At 67.7% G+C, this 23,481-nt stretch carries 19 protein-coding genes; 12 read left to right on the forward strand and 7 right to left on the reverse strand.

Annotation, left to right across the window (positions count from 1 at the left end; all coding sequences use genetic code 11):
* Nucleotides 1-75: 75 nt before the first annotated feature.
* The gene (locus AC1DRO_RS03885) at nt 76-1,527 is read right to left on the reverse strand and encodes an MFS transporter (protein WP_476949898.1); all 1,452 of its coding nucleotides are present in this window, start codon (nt 1,525-1,527) and stop codon (nt 76-78) included.
* A 157-nt stretch (nt 1,528-1,684) separates the two neighbouring features.
* Between AC1DRO_RS03885 and AC1DRO_RS03890 the strand changes: the two genes are divergently transcribed.
* Nucleotides 1,685-2,581 carry a hydroxymethylpyrimidine/phosphomethylpyrimidine kinase gene (locus AC1DRO_RS03890; protein ID WP_476857835.1) on the forward strand — a complete coding sequence of 299 codons (897 nt, stop codon included), beginning with the start codon at nt 1,685-1,687 and terminating at the stop codon, nt 2,579-2,581.
* 31 nt (nt 2,582-2,612) lie between these two features.
* Nucleotides 2,613-2,975, forward strand: a complete 363-nt coding sequence (locus AC1DRO_RS03895) for an iron chaperone (protein ID WP_476857834.1) — start codon at nt 2,613-2,615, stop codon at nt 2,973-2,975.
* A gap of 91 nt (nt 2,976-3,066) precedes the next feature.
* On the opposite strand, the gene AC1DRO_RS03900 is transcribed toward AC1DRO_RS03895, so the two are convergent.
* The 3 genes from AC1DRO_RS03900 to AC1DRO_RS03910 all read right to left on the reverse strand — a co-directional run bounded on the left by AC1DRO_RS03900 (nt 3,067) and on the right by AC1DRO_RS03910 (nt 7,943).
* Nucleotides 3,067-4,338: a serpin family protein gene (locus tag AC1DRO_RS03900; RefSeq protein WP_476949899.1), complete on the reverse strand. Its 1,272-nt coding sequence runs from the start codon at nt 4,336-4,338 to the stop codon at nt 3,067-3,069.
* 107 nt (nt 4,339-4,445) lie between these two features.
* On the reverse strand, nt 4,446-6,194 hold the full coding sequence (locus AC1DRO_RS03905; protein WP_476949900.1) for a pyruvate dehydrogenase: 1,749 nt from the start codon (nt 6,192-6,194) through the stop codon (nt 4,446-4,448).
* 237 nt (nt 6,195-6,431) lie between these two features.
* Nucleotides 6,432-7,943, reverse strand: a complete 1,512-nt coding sequence (locus tag AC1DRO_RS03910; protein ID WP_476949901.1) for a helix-turn-helix domain-containing protein — start codon at nt 7,941-7,943, stop codon at nt 6,432-6,434.
* 143 nt (nt 7,944-8,086) lie between these two features.
* Here AC1DRO_RS03910 and aceA point away from each other — a divergent pair, with 143 nt between their 5' ends.
* Together aceA and aceB are read left to right on the forward strand one after the other, a co-directional pair.
* Nucleotides 8,087-9,418, forward strand: a complete 1,332-nt coding sequence (gene aceA / locus AC1DRO_RS03915; RefSeq protein WP_476949902.1) for an isocitrate lyase — start codon at nt 8,087-8,089, stop codon at nt 9,416-9,418.
* A 216-nt stretch (nt 9,419-9,634) separates the two neighbouring features.
* Entirely contained in the window at nt 9,635-11,299 is a 1,665-nt protein-coding gene (gene aceB, locus AC1DRO_RS03920; protein WP_476949903.1) for a malate synthase A, read from the forward strand.
* A 219-nt stretch (nt 11,300-11,518) separates the two neighbouring features.
* Here aceB and AC1DRO_RS03925 read toward each other — a convergent pair whose 3' ends face one another.
* Both AC1DRO_RS03925 and AC1DRO_RS03930 read right to left on the reverse strand, forming a co-directional pair.
* Nucleotides 11,519-12,664: an MFS transporter gene (locus AC1DRO_RS03925; RefSeq protein WP_476949993.1), complete on the reverse strand. Its 1,146-nt coding sequence runs from the start codon at nt 12,662-12,664 to the stop codon at nt 11,519-11,521.
* Nucleotides 12,665-12,870: 206 nt separating this feature from the next.
* Nucleotides 12,871-14,082 carry an ROK family protein gene (locus tag AC1DRO_RS03930; RefSeq protein WP_476949904.1) on the reverse strand — a complete coding sequence of 404 codons (1,212 nt, stop codon included), beginning with the start codon at nt 14,080-14,082 and terminating at the stop codon, nt 12,871-12,873.
* Nucleotides 14,083-14,338: 256 nt separating this feature from the next.
* Here AC1DRO_RS03930 and AC1DRO_RS03935 point away from each other — a divergent pair, with 256 nt between their 5' ends.
* The 7 genes from AC1DRO_RS03935 to AC1DRO_RS03965 all read left to right on the forward strand — a co-directional run bounded on the left by AC1DRO_RS03935 (nt 14,339) and on the right by AC1DRO_RS03965 (nt 21,509).
* Entirely contained in the window at nt 14,339-15,094 is a 756-nt protein-coding gene (locus AC1DRO_RS03935) for a sugar phosphate isomerase/epimerase family protein (protein ID WP_476949905.1), read from the forward strand.
* Complete coding sequence (locus AC1DRO_RS03940) at nt 15,091-16,233, forward strand: Gfo/Idh/MocA family protein (protein WP_476949906.1); 1,143 nt, start codon at nt 15,091-15,093, stop codon at nt 16,231-16,233. Before AC1DRO_RS03935 ends, AC1DRO_RS03940 begins: the two co-directional genes overlap by 4 nt.
* Before the next feature lie 9 nt (nt 16,234-16,242).
* The gene (locus tag AC1DRO_RS03945; protein ID WP_476949907.1) at nt 16,243-17,436 is read left to right on the forward strand and encodes a Gfo/Idh/MocA family protein; all 1,194 of its coding nucleotides are present in this window, start codon (nt 16,243-16,245) and stop codon (nt 17,434-17,436) included.
* A 1-nt stretch (nt 17,437) separates the two neighbouring features.
* Nucleotides 17,438-18,433, forward strand: a complete 996-nt coding sequence (locus AC1DRO_RS03950; protein WP_476949908.1) for a sugar phosphate isomerase/epimerase family protein — start codon at nt 17,438-17,440, stop codon at nt 18,431-18,433.
* Between the two features lie 241 nt (nt 18,434-18,674).
* A complete protein-coding gene (locus AC1DRO_RS03955; RefSeq protein WP_476949909.1) occupies nt 18,675-19,211 on the forward strand; it encodes an N-acetyltransferase family protein in 537 nt (178 codons plus the stop codon).
* A gap of 107 nt (nt 19,212-19,318) precedes the next feature.
* A complete protein-coding gene (locus tag AC1DRO_RS03960; protein WP_476949910.1) occupies nt 19,319-20,056 on the forward strand; it encodes a DsbA family oxidoreductase in 738 nt (245 codons plus the stop codon).
* 130 nt (nt 20,057-20,186) lie between these two features.
* A complete protein-coding gene (locus AC1DRO_RS03965) occupies nt 20,187-21,509 on the forward strand; it encodes a nicotinate phosphoribosyltransferase (protein ID WP_476949911.1) in 1,323 nt (440 codons plus the stop codon).
* Nucleotides 21,510-21,560: 51 nt separating this feature from the next.
* On the opposite strand, the gene AC1DRO_RS03970 is transcribed toward AC1DRO_RS03965, so the two are convergent.
* Nucleotides 21,561-22,103, reverse strand: coding sequence for an ArsR/SmtB family transcription factor (locus AC1DRO_RS03970; protein WP_476949912.1), 543 nt, complete (start codon nt 22,101-22,103; stop codon nt 21,561-21,563).
* Nucleotides 22,104-22,177: 74 nt separating this feature from the next.
* Here AC1DRO_RS03970 and AC1DRO_RS03975 point away from each other — a divergent pair, with 74 nt between their 5' ends.
* Entirely contained in the window at nt 22,178-23,428 is a 1,251-nt protein-coding gene (locus AC1DRO_RS03975; RefSeq protein ID WP_476949913.1) for an MFS transporter, read from the forward strand.
* Nucleotides 23,429-23,481 lie beyond the last annotated feature (53 nt).

Here is a 23,481-nt window from a genome sequence, read left to right on the forward strand (position 1 = left end):
TACGCGCCAAGTCGCCGTAAACATACGGCGACCCGGCGCGCTTCCGGCGAATTCGAGGACGGCCTGCGGCCTGCCCTAGCGGCGCGAGGCGTCGATGAGGTCCTTGTCCTCGTCCCTGCCGCCCTCGCCCGGACCACCAGCAGCCGCGTCCGGACCAGCAGCCGCCCCCGCAGCCGCGCCCGGACCAGTAGCCGCCCAGGCGTGGCCCTGTTCGTGGTCCAGGTGCGTGGACTTCTTGTTCTTCAGGGCGAAGATGTAGACCAGCAGGGAGATGCCGATGGCCACGGTGACGTAGGTGAAGAACAGCTCTTCCTGTCCGGTCTTCTGCAGTGCAGCGCCGATGAGCGGGACGGTGCCGCCGAAGAGAGAGTTGGCGATCGCGTAGCCCAGGCCCACCCCGAGGGCGCGGATGGACGCGGGGAAGAGCTCGGCCTTCACCAGGGCGTTGATGGAGGTGTAGCCGCCTACGATCAGCAGGCCGCCCATCATGAGCAGGAACGCGGTGATCGGATCCTTGGTTCCGGCGAGCGCGGACAGGAGCGGCCAGGTGAACAGGACGCCGGTGATGCCGAACCACAGCAGCAGCGGTTTGCGGCCGACCTTGTCCGAGATGATGCCGTAGACCGGCTGGAGCAGCATGAAGATGAACAGTGCCCAGAAGTTGATGACCGACGTGTCCGTCTTGGCGATGCCGGAGGTATCGTTCATGAACTTCAGGATGAAGTTGGTGTACGTGTAGAACGCCACCGTGCCGCCAAGGGTGATTCCGATGCAGATCATGAGCGGTTTCCAGTAGCTGGTGAACAGCAGCTTCATGGTCCCGGGCTGCGCCTGGCCTCCCACGGCAGGGGCCGTTGCGGCCTCGAGCTGTTCGGCCGAGACGGTTTCCTCCATGGAGCGCCGCAGCCAGAGGACCACCAGCGCGGCCACGCCGCCCACCGCGAACGGAATGCGCCAGCCCCACTCGGTCAGCTCGGCCTTGGGCATGGCATTTTGCAGGACCACAAGGACCAGCAGCGCCAGCATCTGGCCGCCGACCAGGGTGACGTACTGGAAGCTGGAGAAGAAGCCGCGGCGCTTGGACGTGGCAGCCTCGGACATGTACGTTGCGCTGGTGCCGTACTCACCGCCCACGGAGAAGCCCTGGATCACGCGGATGAGGACCAGCAGGATCAGGGCCCACAGGCCGATCACGTCCTGGGTGGGCAGCACCGCGATCGCGAAAGAGCCCGCGGACATCATGGTCACGCTCAGTGTCAGCGCGGCTTTGCGGCCCTTGCGGTCGGCGTACCGGCCAAAGAACCAGGCACCGATCGGGCGCATCAGGAACGACGTCGAGAAGACGGCCATCGCCTCGAGGCCGGCCTGGAGCTCGTCCTTGGAGTTGAAGAAATGCGCCTGGAAGTAGGCCGCGAACACGGTGTAGACGTAGAGGTCGTACCACTCGACAAGGTTGCCGGCCGAGCCTTTGAGGATGTTGCCGACGGCTTTCCGGGTCTGGGCCGCTTCGGTCAGTTGGGTGCTCATCAATGAACCTTCCTGGATCCGGCGCCGCCGGTAAGCAACACCGTCCGCCACCCTAGTTCGCGTGATCCGGAACACTCAGGTTTTGTTCATACTGTTCATGGAATGTTTGTTCATGAGCACAATGCTGGCGGTTTTGGCGGGATGGCAGGATGGGACCATGACTTCTACCGCATTCGATTCCACCGCCCTGGCGGATGGCGCTGCTGCTTCCGATACAGCTACCGAGCCCGCCTCCTCCCCCGCCGTCGCGCTGACCATCGCAGGCTCCGAAGCGACCGGCGGCGCCGGCGCGCAGGCGGACCTGAAGACATTCCAGGAACTCGGCGTCTTCGGGATCGCGAACCTGACCTGCATCGTGTCCTTCGACCCCAAGGACAACTGGAACCACCGCTTTGTCCCGGTGGACCAGCAGGTCATCGCGGACCAGCTGGAAGCGACGACGGCGGCTTACGGTGCCGCGTCCGGCGCACCGGCCGTGCTGGACACTGTCAAGATCGGCATGCTGGGCAGCCCGGCGACGATTTCGACCGTGGCCGCGGCGCTGGCGGCCGGGCAGTTCGCCAACGTGGTGCTGGATCCGGTGCTGATCTGCAAGGGCCAGGAGCCGGGCCACGCCCTGGACACCGACCAGGCGCTCAAATCCCACATCCTGCCGCTGGCCACCTTCGTCACGCCCAACCATTTCGAGGCCGAGTCGCTCTCCGGGCTGGAGATCACCGACGTCGAATCCCTCAAGGCCGCCGCCGTCCGCATCCATGAGCTCAGCGGCGCCGCGGTGCTCGCCAAGGGCGGCGTGCGGCTCGAAGGCCCCGACGCCGTCGACGTCTACTACGACGGCGAAACCCTGGAAGTCCTGTCCGCCCCGAAGGTGGGTGAGGTGGCAGTCTCCGGCGCCGGGTGCTCATTGGCCGCGGCGGTGACGGCCGAACTCGCCAAGGGTGCGACGCCGCTGGCCGCCGCCCGGACGGCGAAGGCGTTTGTGACCGCCGGCATCCGGAACCGCGTAGCCTCGGGCGCCCCGTTCGATGCCTTGTGGCAGGGCGGCCCACGCTAACTCGTTGCTGGGATCGTAGGAGGGAACGGCAATGGCACAGCACTTTGAGTCCGTGGAGGAATACATCGCCTCGTTTCCTGCTGACGTGCAGGAGGCGCTGCAGGAGATCCGGCGATGCTGCCATGCGGCGGTACCCGGATCAGGGGAGAAGATCAGTTACGGCATCCCGACGATCACGCTCGGGGGCAGATACGTCGTATATTTCGCGGGCTGGGCGCACCACATCTCCGTCTACCCCGTGCCCGACGGCGACGAATCGCTAAGCACGGAACTCGCCCCCTACCGCGCCGCGAAGGGCACCCTGAAGTTCCCGTTGCGGAAGCCTGTCCCGTACGAGCTGATTGGAAAAGTGGCGGCGGCCCTGGCACAAGAGCGCCGGAGCGGGACGCCCTAAGCCGTCGAGTTCGCCGGAGTCCCTCCAGTTCGCCGGAAGTTTGCGGCGAACTGGAGGGCTTCCGGCGATGTGGGTCCCGGTAGGCCGCCCCTCAGCGCGGGTCCGCGACCTTCCCCATGAAGATCGGGAGCCCGGTTTCGGTGTGCACGACCTGGTAGAGGAACGGCCGGTCGAAGTCGATGGTTTGGTCCGGAAGGGGCGGCACACCGGTCACGGCGCCGTTGATCTGCGTCACGGCGGCGGCCACCGTTCCCTTCTCGGCAACGGTGATGTTGGCGGCCTGGGCGGCCTGCGTGAGCGTCAGCTTCGGCTGGATGGCGTCGAAGTCTTCGGTGGTGACCAGGGTCCTGGCCAGCCCCAGCGCTTCAAATACCTTCCGCAGGTCGAAGGTGCTCTTGTGGTCCCACTTGGGCAGGGAGGTCAGTGCGGAGACCTCCGGGGCCGTGTCCAGGGCCGCCGCAATTGCCGTCAGCTTGGCCGCCGTGAGGCTCTCCGGCCCAACGCCAGGACCGGGCAGCACCAGCCGCATGGCAAAACCTTCTGCGTACGGCAGCTCGACCGCCCGCCAGCCAGGGCCCTCCGCATAGGCCAGCTGCAGCGAGTCGTGCATGGTCGGCACGCTGATTTCCTCGCCACCTGAGGTCGTGAAGGGGCTGTCCGAGGTGTCGTTCGGGTCGAAAGGCGACTGCCATGCCGCGGCGAAGTACAGGGCATTGAGGAGGCTGAAGGTGTTGTCGCGATCGTACTCCGCGGGTGCTTTCTTGATCCGGCCGCCCGTGTTCCGGTCCACCCAGGCATCCAGGGCCGGCCCCGTGGCGGCCTCATCCCGGAAGTCCACGGGGTACACCCCGGTGCCGTAGTGCCGGGCAAGGGTTTCCAGGTAGTTCTTTCCGGTTGGTACGTCCTTGTCCACAAACAGACCGTTGGCCGCATGCATGACCGGCGTCCGGGGCGGGTCCTTTTCGTCCACCGAGCCGGGATCACCGTCGTACGCAGCCAGGGACTCGAGCAGGGCGTTCATGGCCTCATCCCGGTTGCCGTCCGGGAGCCCCAGCATCTGGTCCATTTCGACGGCGGTCTCCCCGGACGCCCCTGCCCGCAGCATGGCGAGCGCGATCAGCAGGCTGCCGGGGGACGACACCACGTTCCCTTCGGCCCCTTCACCGCCGTCGGCCAGCAGCGCGGCTCCCAACGTCAGGGCGGAGGCCCGGAATGCCTGAAATTCGGCAGCGTACGCGGCGCGGTCCACCGGAACCCGTTCGACGCCGTCGGCCTTCACAAGCCCTGGTACCGGGGGCGCACAAGCCGTGAGCACCGCGAGGGTTCCCGCCGCCACAATTTTCGCCACGCGGTGATCTTTCATGGCCACACCTTTCGCCTCGATGGGTGCGCAGTTCGCCGGAATGTCTCCGGTTCGCCGGAAATGTCCGGCGAACCGGGCAGCTTCCGGCGAACTCGCCGGGCCCGCCCCTAGCGCCGCGGGACGTTCCGCAGGTTGCTCCGTGCCATGCTGACGGCCTCGCCGGCGCCCCGGTTCAGGACCACTTTGGACATGGCCGTGGCGAAGCCCAGGACCTGCGCTCCCTTGATCTTCGGCGGGAGGGACAAGGCCTTGGGGTCCGTGATGAGCTCCACCAGCGACGGGCCGGGGTGGGCGAACGCTTCCCGGTACGCGGCCTCGATGCGGGCCGGATCCGTGACCCGCTCGGCGTGGAAGCCCAGGGCACGGGCAACGTCCGCGTAGTTGGCGTCCGGGACGTCGACGCCGAAGTCCGGGAGCCCGTCCACCAGCATTTCGAGTTTCACCATGCCCAGGGTGGAGTTGTTGAAGACCACCACGTTCACGGGCAGCCGGTGCGCTGCGACCGTGATGAGCTCGCCCAGCAGCATCGACAGGCCGCCGTCGCCGGAGACCGAAACCACCTGCCGGCCGGGGTAGGCCAGCTGGGCGCCGATCGCGTGCGGCAGCGCGTTGGCCATGGACCCGTGCAGGTACGAGCCGATCAGCCGGCGGGTTCCCAGCGGGTTGATGTACCGGGCGGTCCAGACATTGCACATGCCGGTGTCCGCCGTGAAAATCGCATCCCTCGCCGCCACCTGGTCCAGCAGCGAGGCCGCATATTCCGGGTGGATCGGCTGTTTCGTCCCGACGTTGCGGGTATACGCCCCCACGGCCTTGTTCATGAGCCGGTCGTGCTTCTTCAGCATCGCATCCAGGAAACGGCGGCTCTTCTTGGCCGTGACCAACGGCATGAGGGCGGCAAGGGTGGGGAGGACGTCGCCGTGCACTGCGACGTCGACGTCGGTCCGCCGCCCCAGTTTGTGCGCGGCCCGGTCCACCTGCGCCGTCCGGGTTCCGGGAAGGAACTGGTCGTACGGGAAGTCCGTGCCCAGCAGGATCAGCAGGTCCGCGTCCTCGATGCCCTCGGCCGCGGCGCCGTAACCCAGCAGCCCGGTCATGCCGATGTCATAGGCGTTGTCGTACTGCATGAAGTCTTTGCCGCGGAGGCTGTGGCCGATCGGCGCCGCGATCAGCCCGGCGAGCGCAATCACCTCGTCGTGCGCGCCCTCGACGCCGGCACCGGCAAAGATGGCCACCTTGCCGGCGGCGTTGATGGCGTCGGCCAGTTCCTGCACACTCGCGGGGTCCGGCATCAGCGTCGCCGGCCGGAAGGTCGCCGGGGCCGGCGTTTCGGCCGTCGCCTCCAGGCCGGCGATGTCACCGGGAAGGGTCACGACGGCGACGCCCCTGAGGCCGACGGCGTGCTGGATGGCGCTGTGCATGACGCGGGGCGCCTGCTCCGCGGTGCTGATCAGCTCGGAGTAGACCGAGCACTCGTTGAAGAGCCGGTCGGGGTGGGTTTCCTGGAAGAAACTGCTGCCGATCTGCTTGCTGGGAATGTGCGAGGCAATGGCCAGCACCGGCGCCCCGGAACGGTTGGCGTCATACAGGCCGTTGATCAGGTGCAGGTTGCCGGGCCCGCAGGAGCCGGCGCACACCGCGAGGCGGCCGGTCAGCTGGGCTTCGGCCGCCGCGGCGAAGGCGGCCGCCTCCTCATGGCGGACATGGATCCAGTCAATACCGCCCTGTTGCGAGCCGCCGGTCTTGCGGACGGCGTCGACAATCGGGTTGAGGCTGTCGCCCACAATCCCGTAGATCCGCTGCACGCCGGCAGCCTGGAGTTGTTCGATGAGCTGGGTGGCAAGTTCCTTGGCCATGGGCGCACGCTCCCGTGAGATGGATCGATGAGCTGACACAGGCCAATATAGTCCGCCTTGCTGTCAGCCACGCCCAAGGGGACGCTCCCTCACCTTCTGCAGCAAACTCCCGGACGCTCCCTCACCTGATGTGCGGGAGCGACGCACCGAAAGCCGCAGGAAATGAGGGAGCGACGAGCAGTAACGGGCAGGATCTGAGGGAGGGTCCAGGAGGAACCCGCAGGAACTGAGGGAGGGTCAGCTCCCGGAGTGCGCCTGCAGGAAGGAGTAGACCTCGGTCTCGTCCACGCCCGGGAAGGCGCCCGGCGGCATGGCCGCCAGCAGGTGGGAGTGGGCCCGCGCCGAGGGCCAGGCGTTCCCGGCCCACTCGGCGGTCAGCGACGCCGGCGGGCGGCGGCAGCAGCTTTCGTCCGGGCAGGTGGACTTGGACCGCTCGGTGGTGTCGCGGCCGCGGAACCACTTCACGTGCGCATACGGGACACCCACGGACAGGGAGAACTCCCCGTTCGCGGAGCGTTCCGTCCGGGCCGTGCACCAGTACGTCCCGGCCGGGGTGTCAGTGTACTGGTTGTAGGCGCTGAACTTGTCCGGGACGTCGAACACTACCCGGGACGTCCAGTTCTTGCATGAGGGCTGGCCCTCGATGGCGCCGGTGTGGTCCTGCGGGAACGTCACGCCGTCGTTCTCGTAGGCCTTGTAGATGATGCCGCTCTTGTGCGTCTTCTGGAAGTGCGTGCGGATGCCCAGGTGCTGGGTGGCCAGGTTTGTGAAGCGGTGCGCGGCGGTCTCGTAGGACACCGCGAAGGCATCCCGGATGTCCTCGACCGCGATTTCCTTGGCCTGCTTGGCCTCCTGCAGGAATGCCACGGTAGCCTGCTCGGGCAGCAGCAGCGCGGCGGCGAAGTAGTTCGTGGCCACGCGCTGCATCAGGAAATCGCCGTAGTTGTTCGGCGTCTGGTGGCCCAGGACGTAATGGCCCAGCGCCTGCAGCAGCACCGAACGGGGGTCGTGATCGCTGCGGGCGTTCTGCGTGAGATAAATTCGGCGGTTCTTAAGATCAGTCACCGAACGCGTGGAATGAGGGAGATCACCCACATGGTGGAGGCTGAATCCGAGATGCCCGGCGATGTCCGAAATGACGTGGTGGGACAGCGGACCGCTGGTGTGGCCCACCGAGGCCAGTACCTTCTGCGCCTCGGCCTCATACTCGGGGAAATAGTTGTTCCTCTCGCGCATCATCGCACGCAGTTCACCGTTCGCGCGGCGGGCCTCCTCCGGCGTCGCCACCTGCTCATTGAGCCGGCGTTCAAGCTCATGCTGCAGGCCCACCATGGACTCCAGCACATCCATCGGAAGCCGCGAACTGATGCGGATCTTGGGCAGATTCAGGGACTCATAGATGGGGCTGCGCTGGTACCGTTCCAGCTCGATCTCCAGCGCCGCACGCCGGTTGGGCGGCTCCGCGCCGAGCAGTTCGTCGATGCTCACCCCGAGTGCCGCTGCAAGCTGCTGGAGCAGACCAAGCTTGGGCTCGCGTTTGCCGTTTTCCATCAGGCTCAGCTGGCTGGGGGCCGTCCCGACGGCGGCACTCAGGTCGTCGAGCGTTAGCCCTGCCGCCTTGCGCAGATGCCGGACGCGCCGGCCCAGGCTGATGACATCCACCTCCGGCGCTGCGGGCGCGGACGACGCAAGGGCTTGGCGGTTCCAGCTGGTTGAGTGCATTTCTTGAGAATACGCGAAGAAGTGCATTTCTTTCCATAGCTTTGGTCTAGAAACCCCTTGGAAAGTGCAGAAAAGTAGAACTCACGGAAAGATTCACTATCCGGGAACAACCAGCCAGGCTCTGCAGAGACGCAGACTGGCCGGCCCCGGACCCCACCAAGGAGACAAAGATGACTGCAGCATTTGAGCCCACCCAGCAGACGCCCGAACAGCAGGCCTCCGCACTGGAGCTCGAGTGGGCCGCCAACCCGCGCTGGGAAGGTGTGACCCGTGACTACAAGGCCTCCGACGTCGTCCGCCTCCGCGGCCGCGTCTCCGAAGAACACACCCTCGCCCGGCGCGGCTCCGAAAAGCTGTGGAAGCAGCTCACCGAAGAGCACAAGACCGGCGGCTACACCAACGCCCTCGGCGCCCTGACCGGCAACCAGGCCGTGCAGCAGGTCAAGGCCGGCCTCCGCGCCATCTACCTCTCCGGCTGGCAGGTCGCCGCGGACGCCAACAACTCCGGCCACACCTACCCGGACCAGTCGCTCTACCCCGCCAATTCCGTTCCCACGGTGGTCCGGCGCATCAACAACGCCCTGCTCCGCGCGGACCAGATCGAGTTCTCCGAGGGCATCCAGACCGTCGAGGACTGGATGGTCCCGATCGTGGCCGACGCCGAGGCAGGCTTCGGCGGCCCGCTGAACGCCTACGAGCTCATGAAGTCCATGATCCAGGCCGGCGCCGCGGGCGTGCACTGGGAAGACCAGCTCGCCTCGGAAAAGAAGTGCGGCCACCTCGGCGGCAAGGTCCTGATCCCCACCCAGCAGCACGTCCGGACGCTGAACGCGGCCCGGCTCGCCGCCGACGTCGCCGGTACCCCGTCGGTCATCATCGCCCGCACCGACGCCGAGGCGGCCACCCTGATCACCTCCGACGTCGACGAGCGTGACCAGGAATTCATCCTCCGCGAAGGCGGTCAGCCGGTCCGCACCCCGGAGGGCTTCTACAAGGTCCGCAACGGGATCGAACCCTGCATCGCCCGCGCCAAGGCCTACGCCCCGTACTCTGACCTCATCTGGATGGAGACGGGCACCCCGGACCTGGAACTGGCCCGCAAGTTCGCCGAATCCGTCAAGGCCGAGTTCCCGGACCAGATGCTCTCCTACAACTGCTCGCCGTCGTTCAACTGGCGCAAGCACCTCGATGACGCCACGATCGCGAAGTTCCAGCGCGAACTCGGCGCCATGGGCTTCACCTTCCAGTTCATCACCCTGGCCGGCTTCCACGCCCTGAACTACTCGATGTTCGACCTCGCCCACGGTTACGCCCGGGAAGGCATGAGCGCGTACGTCGAGTTGCAGGAGAAGGAATTCGCCTCCGAGTCCCGCGGCTACACCGCCACCAAGCACCAGCGCGAAGTCGGCACCGGCTACTTCGACGACATCGCCACCGCGCTCAACCCGAACGCATCCACCCTGGCCCTGGTGGGATCTACCGAAGAAGGCCAGTTCCACTAGACACCCGACGGCGGCGCTTGCCTCCGGCCTTCGGTCCGGCATTGCTCTGCCTGCTATTCCCCGTGTCCGCCCCATGACCTCGTAGAACTCGGTCGGGGGCGGGCACGGGGCCCCTTTTACGCAGGCTGCCGCAATACCGGCACCTTCGGCCTCGGGGGCACCGCACCTGTTGCACGGCCCGCCGTCGAACTTGCTTCTTCTCTAAGGAGATTTGAAATGAACAGCTTCACTGACAACTTCACTATCAACGGGATCACGTTGACCGCGCAGCCGATTTGCCGGCAGAGCGAGGTCCTCACGCCGGACGCGCTGGCGTTTGTTGCCAAGCTGCACAAGGCCACGGCAGGGCCCCGTCGGGAGCTGCTGCAGGCACGGCAGGAACGCCGCCAGCAGATCTCCAAGGGCCAGGACCCGCGGTTCCTGCGCGAGACCGAGTCCGTCCGCAACGACCCGAACTGGCGCGTCGCTCCCCCGGCTCCGGGCCTGGAGGACCGCCGCGTGGAAATCACCGGGCCGGTCGATAAGAAGATGACGATCAACGCGCTGAACTCCGGCGCCAAGGTGTGGCTCGCGGACATGGAGGACTCCTCCACGCCGTCCTGGCGCAACGTGATCCAGGGCCAGCTGAACCTCACCGACGCCCTGGAGCGCCGGATCGACTTCACCTCGCCGGAGGGGAAAGAGTACAAGCTGCGCCCGGCCGGGGAACTGCCCACAGTCGTGGTCCGCCCCCGCGGCTGGCACCTGCCGGAAAAGCACATGCTCATCAATGGCACGCCTATTGCCGGCGGGATCGTGGACTTTGGCCTGTACTTCTTCCACAACGCCCGCCGCCTGATCGCCCAGGGCAAAGGCCCGTACTTCTACCTGCCGAAGATCGAGAACCACCTCGAGGCCCGGCTGTGGAACGACATCTTCATCATGGCGCAGGACCTGCTGGGCATCCCGCAGGGCAACATCCGCGCGACCGTGCTGATCGAGACCATCACCGCGGCGTTCGAAATGGAGGAGATCCTCTACGAACTCCGGGACCACGCGGCGGGCCTGAACGCCGGCCGCTGGGACTACATCTTCTCCCTGATCAAGAACTTCCGCACCCGCGGCCCCCGCTTCGTGCTCCCGGACCGCGGCCAGGTCACCATGACCCAGCCGTTCATGCGCGCCTACACGGAACAGCTCGTCCGGGCCTGCCACAAGCGCGGCGCCATGGCGATCGGCGGCATGGCCGCGGCTGTCCCCAACCGCAAGGACCAGGATGCCAACGCGATCGCCTTCGAGAAGGTCCGCGCGGACAAGACCCGCGAGGCCGGCGACGGCTTCGACGGCTCCTGGGTGGCGCACCCGGACCTGGTGCCGGTCTGCCGCGAGGTGTTCGACGCCGTCCTCGGCGACCGTCCGAACCAGCTCGAACGCCTCCGCGAGGACGTCACCGCGGACGACCGCGCGCTCCTGGACATCTCCACGACCACCGGAACCATCACCGAACAGGGCATCCGGAACAACATCGAAGTGGGGATCCGCTACATCGAGTCCTGGCTCCGCGGCAACGGCGCCGTAGCCATCCACAACCTGATGGAGGACGCCGCCACCGCGGAAATCTCCCGCTCGCAGTTGTGGCAGTGGATCTTCGCCCGCGCCATCACCGACCACGCCGACGTGATCACCCGGGAGTGGGTGGAGGAGATGCTGGACGAGGAATTCGCCAAGCTGGAGCGCTTCGAAGGAGACCGTTTCGCCGACGCGCGGGACATCTTCGAGGAAGTCACCCTCAGCAGCGAGTTCCCGGCCTTCCTGACGCTGCCGGCCTACGACCGCTTCCTGCATGAAGCGCGCGACGGCGCCGACGTCGCCAGCGGGGACCCCGCACTGGTTCCGGCGTAGGACTCCGCGTCCCGGGCAACCGGGTCCGCACAGATTTCCGTTGACTGGGCTGCCAGGCCCTTCGCAACAGGCACCCCGAAATCCGGGTGGCAGTCCAGCAACGGAAAATCCCCCCGTACTCGACAACGGCGTCGAGACGACAGGTAAGGCCCATGTCCCCCGCGAACATGGGCCTTATCTGTCGTCTCGATTGACATCACCCCGGCGCGCGACAGCGAATCAGTGGGGCTTCGGCACCCGCCGCAGTGACAGCGAGGTGCCCAGGATGAACGCGGCCACCGAGCACAGGATCATCAGCAGCGGTCCGGTCCAGGCGCCGGTGGTCCCGTGGACATAGCCCAGCAGGGTCGGCGCCACTGCCCCGAAGGAGTATCCCGTCCCCTGGACGACGGCGGACATCCGGGCCGCCGAGGCCTGGTCCCGCGCCAGCCGGATAATGGCCAGGAAGATCAGCGTGATGCCGCCGCCCTGGGCCACACCGCCGAACGAACACCACAGCCACCACAGCTCCGGTGCGAGCAGCAGGCCCACGGGTACGGTGAGCCACAGCAGCCCCAGGGCGAGGCCCACCGCCGTCGTACTGGCGAACCGGGCCGCCAGCGGCACGCCCAGTCCGCCCACAATGGCTAGGATCTGGAAGAGCGAGGACCCTGCCCCGGCGGCTGCGGGCGCCATGCCGAGTTCGTCCGAGAGCAGGCTCGGCAGCCAGGCGGTCACTCCGTAGTAGGAGAACGCCTGCCCGGCGAACCCGAAGGTCAGCGCTGCCGTGATCCACCGGGACGTGAGCTTGCCGGGCCGCCGCGGGTCCGCCGCGGCGACGGCGGCCGGAATGAAGGCCCGCCGGCCAACCGCGATCACCCAGACCGCGCCGGCCGCCACCGCGAAGAGGCCACTCGCGGCAATCGCGGGCCGCCAGCCCAGCAGCTCGGCCAGCGGCGCGGACACCACGGAGGTGAGGAAGGAACCGATATTGAGCGCCGCGGTGTAGGTGCCCATCGCCGCGCCCTGCCGGGCCGGGGTGAAGTCCCGCCGGATGATCAGCGGGACCACGATGTTGCCGATCGTGATGGCGACGCCGAGGATCACCGTGCCCAGCATGACCAGGGCACCCCCGCCGGCCGAGCGGACCACGACGCCGAAGAGCACGCCGAGCAGGGTCAGGGTGATGGCGAATTCGGGCCCCAGCTTGCGCCCGGCCAGCGAGGCCAGGGGCGCGGCCAGGGCAAAGCACAGCACCGGGATCCCGGTCAGGAATCCCAATTCCACCGGGGTGAACCCGAGATCGTCCTCCAACTGGGCGATCACCGGGGCAACCGCCACCAACGGGCCGCGCATGTTCAGCGCGATGAGCCCGATCGCGAGCATGAGGAGCCAGCCGCGCGGCGCCCGGGCCACCCCACTCACGGGGTGGGCCGTCGCCGGGCGGGCAGGCTGAAATATGATTTCATCAGTCCCATTGCTATCACGGGCGCCTGCCGCGGCCGCGGAATGTGACGCTTCCCGGGACACCCCGGCCGGGCGCGACGCTTGCCGGGACACCCCGGCCGGGCGCGCCGCTTCCCAGGACATCCCTAGCCCGTGGCCTGCAGGGTCGCCTCAATGACCGCGGGTGAGAGCACGTGCTGCGTGACCATCTGGCTGGCGCCGAGGATCGCGGCCTGGTCGCCGGCCCGGGACACGCCGATCCGCAGGTGCGTCGTGGCCAGCGGCAGCGAGCGCCGGTAGACCACCTCGCGGACCCCGGCCATCAGATGTTCCCCGGCCTGGCCGAGGCTTCCGCCGATCACAATCACCGAGGGGTTCAGCAGGTTCACGACCGTGGAGAGGACGTCGCCGAGATCCCTGCCGGCCTGCCGCAGCGCCTGGATGGCCTGCAGGTTCCCCTCGGCGACCAGGCGCAGCACATCGCCGCCGTCGTGCGCCGGCAGGCCCTGCCGCGTCAGCGCCTTGGCGACAGCGGGCCCGGACGCCAGGGCTTCGAGGCACCCGTAGTTCCCGCAACGGCACAGCACGTCATCGCCACGCGGAACCCGGACGTGTCCGAGGTCGCCGGCCGTCCCGTTGGCTCCGCGCTGGAGCTGGCCGCTGCTGATGATGCCCGCCCCGATGCCTGTGGCCACCTTGATGAACAGGAAGTTTTCGTCGTCAGGCCAGTGCGCCGTGCGCTCCCCCAGCGCCATGATGTTCACGTCGTTGTCCACCAGGACCGGCACCGGAAGGGACCGCTGGACATGGCGGACGACGTCGAACCCGTCCCAGCCGGGCATGATCGGCGGCTTCACAGGCATGCCGGTGGCGTGTTCCACGGGCCCCGGGAGCCCGATCCCGGCGCCGGCCAGATCCGCGGCGCCCCGGCCGGCCTCGCCGAGCAGCCGCAGCCCTTCATCGATCACACGGTCCAGGACAACAACCGGGCCGTCGGCGACATCCTGCGCCAGCCGGCGCTCCGCGAGCACCTGCCCGCTGAGGTCCGTGACGGCGATGATCACGTGCGTAGCCCCGACATCCACCGCCAGGACGACGCGGGCGGCCGGGTTGAAGGCAAAGCGCGACGGCGGGCGGCCGCCGCTGGAGCTCGCCTCCCCGGCGGGGCCGACGAGCCCGGAGATCATCAGCGCGTCGATGCGGGAAGCGACAGTGGACCGGGCGAGCCCTGTGGTCAGGGCCAGCTCGGCGCGGGTCCGGGCCTTGCCGTCGCGCAGGAGCTGGAAGAGGTCTCCGGCGCGGGACAGGCTGACGCCGGCCTCGGGGGTTGCGGGCTCGGTGCCGGTGGGCGTACTCATGAGTAAGTGATAGCACGAAGATCTTCTGCATGTCACGCTTCACAAAGATTGACACGTAGTTTCCAACTTTTGCTTGACGCCCGGCAAAAGTCTCCCTAGTTTAGAGCCATCGTGTTCCTCCGCTCCAGACAAATCACCTCGCTGCCCCTGGGCGTTGCAGTCCTACTTCGCACAGAATCAAACGGAATGGACGCCCCTTCCCGCCGTCAGGGCTGCCCCTCACACCTTCGAAGCCGAACTCGTGCAAAGGAATCCCGTGTCCTACTCAATCCAGCTCTACACCCTCCGCAACGCCCTCCAGGAAGACCTGCCCGGCACCATCAAAAAGGTCGCCCAGCTCGGTTTCACCCAGGTTGAGCCCTACAACTTCGTCGCCACGGCCGCCGAGCTCGGCGCGGCCCTGAAGGAGAACGGCCTGACCGCGCCGTCCGGCCACGCCCCGCTGCTGAGCCAGGACCAGGACGAAATCTTCGCCGCGGCCAAGGAACTCGGCATCACCACGGTGATCGATCCCTACCTCCCGGCCGAGCACTGGCAGTCCGCCGAGGACATCCAGGCCACCGCAGCGAAGCTCAACGCCGCCGCCAAGAAGGGCGCCGGGTACGGCATCCGCGTCGGCTACCACAACCACGCCTGGGAGCTGGAGTCCAGCATCGAGGGCCAGACCGCCCTGGAGTACTTCGAGGGACTCCTGGACCCGGAACTCGTCCTGGAAGTGGACACCTACTGGGCAGCCGTCGGCGGCCAGGACCCCGTCGCGCTTCTGCAGCGCCTCGGCGACCGGGTGAAGTTTATCCACATCAAGGACGGCCCCGTCTCCACGGACACCAAGGCGCAGCAGCCGGCCGGGCAGGGCAAGATCGCCGTGTGGGACGTCATCGCCGCGGCGGAGTCCCTGGAAGTCGGCGTCGTGGAATTTGACGACTACTCCGGCGACATCTTCGACGGCATCGCCCAGAGCCTGGGCTACCTGCAAAGCGGTTCCGCCGGCGCGCAGGGCGTGAACGCATGAGCGCCGCAGCGAACCGTGTAGCAGCGAACCGTGCCACCGGCCGCGGCCCGGTGGGCGTCGCCGTCATCGGCGCCGGCAACATCAGCAAGCAGTACCTGGACAACCTGACCGTCTTCCCCGACCTTAAGGTCCACGTGATCGCCGATCTCTTCGAAGAGGCGGCCGAGGCGCGGGCCAAGGAATACGGCATCCCGGAGTGGGGCGGGGTGGACGCCGCCCTGGACCACCCCGACGTCGAAATCATCGTCAACCTGACCATCCCGGCCGCGCACGTGGAAGTGGCCACGGCAGCCGTCAATGCCGGCAAACACGTCTGGACGGAAAAGCCGTTCTCGCTGGACCGCGACTCCGGCCTGGGCCTGCTGAAATTGGCCGACGCCGCGGGGCTGCGGCTGGGCTGCGCCCCGGACACGTTCCTGGGCGCCGGGCTGCAGACTGCCCGGCGGCTGATCGAACGCGGCGACATCGGCACCCCGCTGACGGCCATGACCACGTTCCAGACGCCCGGGCCGGAATCGTGGCACCCCAACCCCGCGTTCCTCTTCCAGCACGGCGCCGGGCCGCTGTTCGACATGGGCCCGTACTACCTCACGGCCCTGGTGCAGACGTTCGGCTCCGTGCGCCGCGTGGCCGCGACCGGTTCCAAGGCCAAGGAGGTCCGGGTCATCGGTTCCGGGCCCAAGGCCGGTGAGGAATTCACGGTCGAGGTCCCCACCCACGTCTCCGCCATGGCCCAGTTCGAGTCCGGCGCGTCCTCCCACAGCGTGTTCAGCTTCGAGTCCCCGCGGCTGCGGATGGGCTTCGTGGAGATCACCGGGACCGAGGCCACCATCTCGATGCCCGATCCAAACTACTTCGACGGCGACATCAGGCTTTGGCGCGCCGGCGACGAGGAATGGACCGTTATTCCGGCCACCGGCCCCAGCCAGGGCCGCGGCATGGGCGTGCTGGACATGGCCCGCTCCATCCGCGCCGGCGTCCCGCACCGCGCCACCGGCAATCTCGCCTACCACGTCCTGGACACCATGGTCTCGATCTCCGAGTCGGTCGATTCCGGCACGTTCATCGATGTGGAAAGCTCCGCCCCCACCTCCGCAGCCCTCCCCGAGGACTGGGACCCCACCGCTTCCACACTCTAGGGACCAGCAATGAATCCCCACGAAACCACCCCCGGCCCCGCACCCTTGGGAGTGGCCATGATCGGGTACGCGTTCATGGGCAAGGCCCACTCGAACGCCTGGCGGAATGTTGCCAGCTACTTCGACGTCCCGGCGTTCGAACGACGCGTCCTGGTCGGCCGCGACCGGGACGGGGTCGCCGAGGCGGCCGCAAAGTATGGCTGGGCCGCGTCCGCCACGGACTGGCGCGCAGTGATCGCCCGGGATGACATCCACATCGTCGATATCTGCGCGCCGGGCTTCATGCACGCGGAAATCGCCATCGCCGCGCTGGCCGCCGGCAAGCACGTCCTGATCGAGAAGCCGCTGGCCAACACCCTCGCCGAGGCCGAGGCCATGGCGGAGGCGGCCCGGACCGCGCGGGAGGAAGGCGTGCAGTCCATGATCGGCTTCAACTACCGCCGGGTCCCGGCCCTGGCGCTGGCCCGGGAACTGATCGTCGAGGGCCGCCTCGGCACGGTCCGGCACGTCCGCGCCGCCTACCTGCAGGACTGGCTCGTGGACCCGGAGTCGCCCATGACGTGGCGGCTGAACAAGGACACCGCCGGATCCGGGGCGCTGGGCGACATCGCCAGCCACGCGATCGACCAGGTGCTGTTCCTCCTGGGCGAGCCGGTCACCGAGGTCTCCGGCCGGCTGCACACCTTCATCCCGCGGCGCCCGGGCGCCGTCGGGCTCGAGGACGTGACGGTCGACGACGCCGCCTGGGCCACGCTGACCCTCGCCTCCGGGGCCATCGCCTCGGTGGAGGTCTCCCGGGTGGCCACCGGGCGGAAAAACTCGCTCACGCTGGAGATCTATGGCGACAAGGGAGCCCTGCTCTTCGATCTGGAGGACCTGAACGAGCTCGGCTTCCTGGACGCCACACTGCCGGTCCGCGAACAGGGCTTCCGCCGGATCCTCGTCAACGAACCCGAGCACCCGTACCTTGAAGCATGGTGGCCGCAGGGCCACGTGATCGGCTGGGAACACACATTCACGCACGAGATCCGCGACTTCCTCGTCGCGGTGGGCAGCGGAACCCCGCCGTCGCCGTCGTTCGAGGACGGCTTGGCCGTCCAACGGATCCTCACAGCCGTGGAGAAAAGCGCCGCGGCCAGAAGCTCGCTCATCCAGCTCACCCCGTTCGCACCGACCACGCAGACGACTACCGAAGGAGCCTGACATGCCCCGCCCGTACACCCTGTTCACCGGCCAGTGGGCCGACCTGCCCTTCGAGGAAGTCGCGCGCCTGGCCTCCGGCTGGGGCTACGACGGCCTGGAAATCGCCGTGTCCGGCGACCACCTGGACGCCTGGCGCTGGGACGAGCCCGGCTACGTCGAGTCCAAACTCGCCGTGCTTCAGAAGTACAACCTCAAGGTTTGGGCCATCTCCAACCACCTCAAGGGCCAGGCCGTGTGCGATGACCCGATCGACTTCCGGCACGAGGCGATCGTCGGGGCCAGAGTCTGGGGCGACGGCGACCCCGAAGGCGTCCGCCAACGCGCGGCCGAGGAAATGCAGCACACCGCCCGGCTAGCCAAGGCCCTCGGCGTCGACACCGTGGTCGGGTTCACCGGATCCTCGATCTGGCAGTACGTCGCGATGTTCCCGCCCGTGCCGGAGAAGGTCATCGAGGCCGGCTACCAGGACTTCGCGGACCGCTGGAACCCCATCCTGGACGTCTTCGACGAAAACGGTGTCCGCTTCGCGCACGAGGTCCACCCCTCCGAGATCGCCTACGACTACTGGACCACGGTCCGCACCCTCGAGGCGATCGGGCACCGCGAGGCTTTCGGCCTGAACTGGGACCCGTCCCACTTCATGTGGCAGGGCATCGACCCGGTCTCCTTCATCTGGGACTTCAAGGACCGGATCTACCACGTGGACTGCAAGGACACGAAGCTGCGGCCCACCGGCCGGAACACCGTTCTGGGCTCGCACCTGCCCTGGGGGGACCCGCGCCGCGGCTGGGACTTCGTCTCCGCAGGCCGCGGGGACGTGCCCTGGGAATCGTCCTTCCGCGCCCTGACCGCGATCGGCTACGACGGCCCCATCTCGATCGAATGGGAGGACGCGGGCATGGACCGGCTCCACGGCGCCCCTGAAGCCCTCGCCGCCCTCAAAAAGTTCGACTTCCCGGCCTCGAGCACCTCCTTCGACGCCGCGTTCAAGCAGTAGCCAGTTCAACGTTAAGGACCCGGCACCGGCAGGCGGCACCGGCAGGTCCGCTATGTTTCCGGACACCTGCGACGAAACCGGTCCGGCGCACCGTGGATCCCCGCTGCACCGGACCGGTTTCGTGGCTCTGGCCCGATTCCGTAGCGGAAACAAGGCCGAATCCTCACAGTCCGCAGCTGTCACAGTCAGGAGCCTTGCCATGCCGGATAGCCAGTTCCGGGGCGGGGGCTAGGGTTTAGCTATGACCCACATACTCCGGACAGCAACCGCGGACGACGCCGGGAGGCTGGCGGCGCTTGCGGCCGTCGCCTTCCCGCTGGCGTGCCCGCCGGAGTCCCGGCCGGAGGACATCGCGGCGCACGTGGCCAAGACGCTGAGCGAGGCCAGTTTCCGGGCCTATCTGGCGGATCCGGCGGTCACGGTGCTAGTGATCGACGCCGACGGCGACCTCCGCGGCTACAGCCTGCTGGTGGCCCGCCCCACCGGGGATCCGGAGGTGGCCGCGGTCCTGAGCGAGCTGCCGTGCACCGAACTGAGCAAGTGCTACGTCCACCCGGACCACCACGGACTCGGCGCCGCGGCCGAACTGATGCACGCCAGCATCGGCGCGGCCGCGGCAGCCGGCGCCCGCGGGCTCTGGCTCGGCGTGAACAGCCAGAACGCCCGGGCCATCCGGTTCTACGAGAAGTCCGGCTTCCGCAAGGTCGGCACCAAGTCCTTCCAGCTGGGCACCACCGTGGAACACGACTTCGTGATGGAGCGCCCGGTTGCGCCGTGAGGCCGCGAGCGCCGGCCGGCCCTCAGCCGGGAGGACCCTGACCCGCCCGTGACGAAGCCGACAGGCCGCCGGGGAATGGACCCGGCGGTGGCGCGGTTGTTGCGGGCATGAAGATTGAGATCTGGTCCGACGTCGCCTGCCCCTGGTGCTACATCGGCAAACGCCGTTTCGAAACCGCCCTCGCGGCCTTCCCGCACCGCGATTCCGTGGAGGTGCAGTGGCGCAGCTACCAGCTGGACCCCACGCTCCCGGAGCACTACGACGGCACTGAGCTGGACTACCTCAGCACGCGCAAGGGCATGGCTCCGGCGCAGGTATCGCAGATGTTCGAGCACGTTGCGGCTCAGGCCAAGGGCGAAGGGCTGAACTACCGGTTCGACGCCGTCGTGGTCGCCAACAGTTTCACGGCCCACCGGCTGATCCACCTCGCCGCCGCCCGCGGCCAGCAGGACGCTGCGAAGGAACGCCTGCTCAGCGACCACTTCGAGCACGGCAAAGACATCGGCAGCCAGGAGTACCTGACCGCTCTGGGCCTTGACCTCGGACTCGACGCCGGCGACCTGGCCGAACTGTTCAGCACGGACACCTACGCGGACGCCGTCCGCAGCGACTTCACCGAGGCCCGCGCCCTGGGCATCAGCGGTGTCCCGTTCTTCGTGATTGACCGGAAGTTCGGACTCTCCGGCGCCCAGCCCGCCGAAACCTTCACCGCCGCCCTCGAGCAGGCGTGGCAGGACAGCCACCCGCTGGTCATGGTGGGCGCCGGCGCGGAGGCTGCGGACGCCACAGGCGCAGGAAGTGCCGCGGAATCCGGCGCCTGCGGCCCGGACGGCTGCCCCGTCTGAGCCCGGCATCGTCGAAGTCGCCGGAAACTCCCGGACTCGCCGGAAGTTTCCGGCGGTTCGGGGCGTTTCCGGCGACCTCCCGGACCTGGCGGCATCCTGCGGCTTCGGGCGGCCCGGCCTAGAGTGGATCATGGACACTTCGGCCGGACCGGACGGACCCCGGACCTCGCTGTTTACCGACCACTATGAGCTGACCATGTTCCAGGCGGCCCTCCACTCCGGGGCCGCGCACCGCCGGTCTGTCTTCCAGGCCTTCGCCCGCGGACTGCCGGCCGGGCGCCGGTACGGCATCGTGGCCGGCACCGGCCGGCTCCTCGAGGGAATCGCGAACTTCCGCTTCGACGAGGACGACCTCGCCTTCCTGGCCGCCACCGGCGTGGTCCACAAGGACACCCTGGAGCACCTGGCCGCCTTCCGGTTCTCCGGCGACATCTGGGGCTATCCGGAGGGCGAGGCCTACTTCCCGCACTCCCCCGTCCTGATCGTCGAATCGACGTTCGCCGAGGCCTGCGTCCTGGAGACCTACGTCCTGTCAGTGCTGAACCATGACAGCGCCATCGCCTCGGCCGCATCCCGGATGACCAGCGCCGCCGGCGGCAGGCCCTGCATTGAGATGGGCTCCCGCCGCACGCACGAGGAAGCGGCCGCCGCGGCGGCCCGCGCTGCTGTCATCGCCGGCTTTTCCGGCACGTCCAACCTGGCCGCCGGGCGGCGTTACGGCCTGCGGACCATCGGCACCGCGGCCCACTCCTTCACCCTGCTCCACGACTCCGAGCGCGACGCCTTCGCGGCGCAGCTTGCCTCGCTCGGGTCCGGCACCACGCTGCTCGTGGACACGTACGACGTCGAAGCGGCCGTCCGCACCGCCGTCGACCTCGCCGGAGACAAACTTGGGGCCATCCGGCTGGACTCCGGAGACCTCGTGGCCCAGGCACGGTGGGTCCGCGAACTCCTGGACAGCCTCGGCAACGTGCACACCAGGATCGTGGTGACCTCGGACCTGGACGAATTCGCCGTCGCCGCGCTCCGCTCCGCCCCGGCCGATTCCTATGGCATCGGCACGTCCCTGGTAACCGGATCCGGGGCGCCAACGGCCGGGATGGTCTACAAGCTGGTGAGCCGGGCTGGTGACTCCGGTGAGCTGGCTGCCGTGGCGAAGACCTCGAAGGACAAGATCAACATGGGCGGGCGCAAATTCGCCGTGCGCCGCCTCGACGACCGCGGCACCGCCACCCACGAGGTCCTCGGTGTGGACCACCCACCGGGCGCCGGAAGAAACGGACGCCCCCTCCTGCAGCAGTTCATGAAAGACGGCGAAATCCAGCCCGGCTGGACCGGCCCGGACGCGGTGGGGCGGGCCCGGGACCGGCACACGGCTTCCATGGCGGAGCTGCCCCGGGTGGTGGACAGGCTGCAGCCCGGCGAGCCGGCCATCCCCACTATCTACGAATAAAGCCCGCTAAGGCGACGCAAGACCCAAAGTCCGTTCTGGGAGGACGGCGACCTAGTCTGACGTCCGGTGCAGGACAAAGATGCCGCCGTAGGCGGGCTGGTCCAAGCGCTGCCGGTCGCTGTCGGTGTATTCACTCAGCACAGCGTGGATGCGGGTGGTGAGGTCCTCAGCATCTTCCTCGGAGAGGTGCAGAACGAAGCGTGAGAGGCTGGCGAGCGCTTCCGGTCCTGCTTCTGTCAGCTCTTCCCGGAACGCCTCGAGCGGGGCCAGCGGACCGGCGGGACCGGCTTCACTCAGTGCGGTGTCCAGCTTCCAGGACCGCCCCGTGGAACGATACGGCTTCTCCAGCGCGCCACTCTCGCCCGTGCGGACCCCGGCGGGTTCAAGGAACCCCGTTGAGAGCAACTGCCGCACGTGATAAAGCACCGTTCCCGGATCCTGGCCCAGCCGGTCGGCGAGCTGTTTGTTGGTCAGTTCGTGGAGCCCGCACAGGCGCAGGATCCTCAGGCGCAGCGGATGGGCCAATGCCTTAATTTCCCGGGCGCTCGCGACTGGTCTTTTTTGGTCCGCGCTCGGCTGCTCTGCGTCCGTCATGTCCCAATCCTACAATCCGATGTACTGGATTCAATCACCTTGAATTTTCTCAATCACTGTGGAATGGTCCACCTATGACTAGTCACGCCGCGCAGGTGAAGGAACGGCATCGTGCGCCGCTGGGTGCGTCCTACTGGAAGCTGTGGACCTCCTCCGGGCTCTCCAACCTCGCGGACGGCGTCTTCAAGATCGCGCTGCCGCTGCTGGCCATTCAGTTCACCCAGTCACCCACCCTGGTTGCCGGACTGAGCGTCGCAGCGACGCTTCCCTGGCTCCTCTTCGCCCTCACTGCCGGCGCGCTGGCCGACCGGCTGGACCGACGCAAGCTCATATTGTGGGCCAACCTCAGCCGGGCGGTGCTGCCGGCCCTGCTGGTCGCCGTCGTTTTGCTGGATGTGGGCTCCATTTGGGCTCTGTACGTTGTCGCACTGATGGTGGGCGTGGCTGAGACGCTCTACGACACCTCCGCGCAGTCGATCATGCCCCAGCTGGTGCACAGGGATCAGCTCTCGGGCGCCAACGGCCGGCTCTACGCCGTCGAGCTCACCACCAACCAGTTCATCGGTCCCCCGCTGGGCGGGCTGCTGGTGGCCATGGGCCTGGTTGCGGGCGTTGCCGTGCCGGCGGCCCTGTGGCTTGCGGCCGTCGGCGGCCTGCTCCTGGTCCCGGGGGCTTTTCGCACAGAACGTGAGCAGAAGACGACACTGAGATTCGACATTGCTGAGGGGCTGCGGTTCCTCTGGAACCAGAAGATCCTGCGCACACTCGCGGTGATGACCGGGGTGTTCAACTTCGCATCCAGCGCGGCCTTCGCGGTCTTGGTGCTGTTTGCCGTGGGCCCGGCTTCACAGATGGGGCTGTCCGAAGTGGGGTTCGGCCTGCTTTTGACCACCTCCGCTCTCGGCGCCTTCGTTGGCTCGTTCATGTCCGAGCGGCTGGAGGCCAGGCTCGGCCGGTCGACGTCTCTGATGCTGACGATCTTCGGGGCCGCGCTGTTCGTGGGCGCGCCCGCCCTGACCGACAACCCCTATGTTCTTGGCCCAATCTTCTTTGTGGGCGGCATGCTGATCGTGCTTTGGAATGTCATCACCGTATCCCTGCGCCAGCGCATTACGCCCAACCGCTTGCTGGGCAGAGTCAACAGCGCCTACCGCCTGCTGGCGTGGGGCACCATGCCGCTTGGTGCAGCAGCCGGCGGTCTGCTGGCCCAATGGCTGGGCCTGCAGGTCATGTTCGGCATCATGGGAGTGCTGACGCTCGCGCTACTGGGGATGATGCCCGTCCTCACGAACAAGGCAATGGCCGCGGCCGACGTCGAATCCTAAGTTGCTGCCAGGGGCGCGGATCGGGCATCCGCGCCCCTTGTATGGTGCTGGTG

It is taken from the genome of Arthrobacter sp. P4_F11, assembly GCF_056401395.1.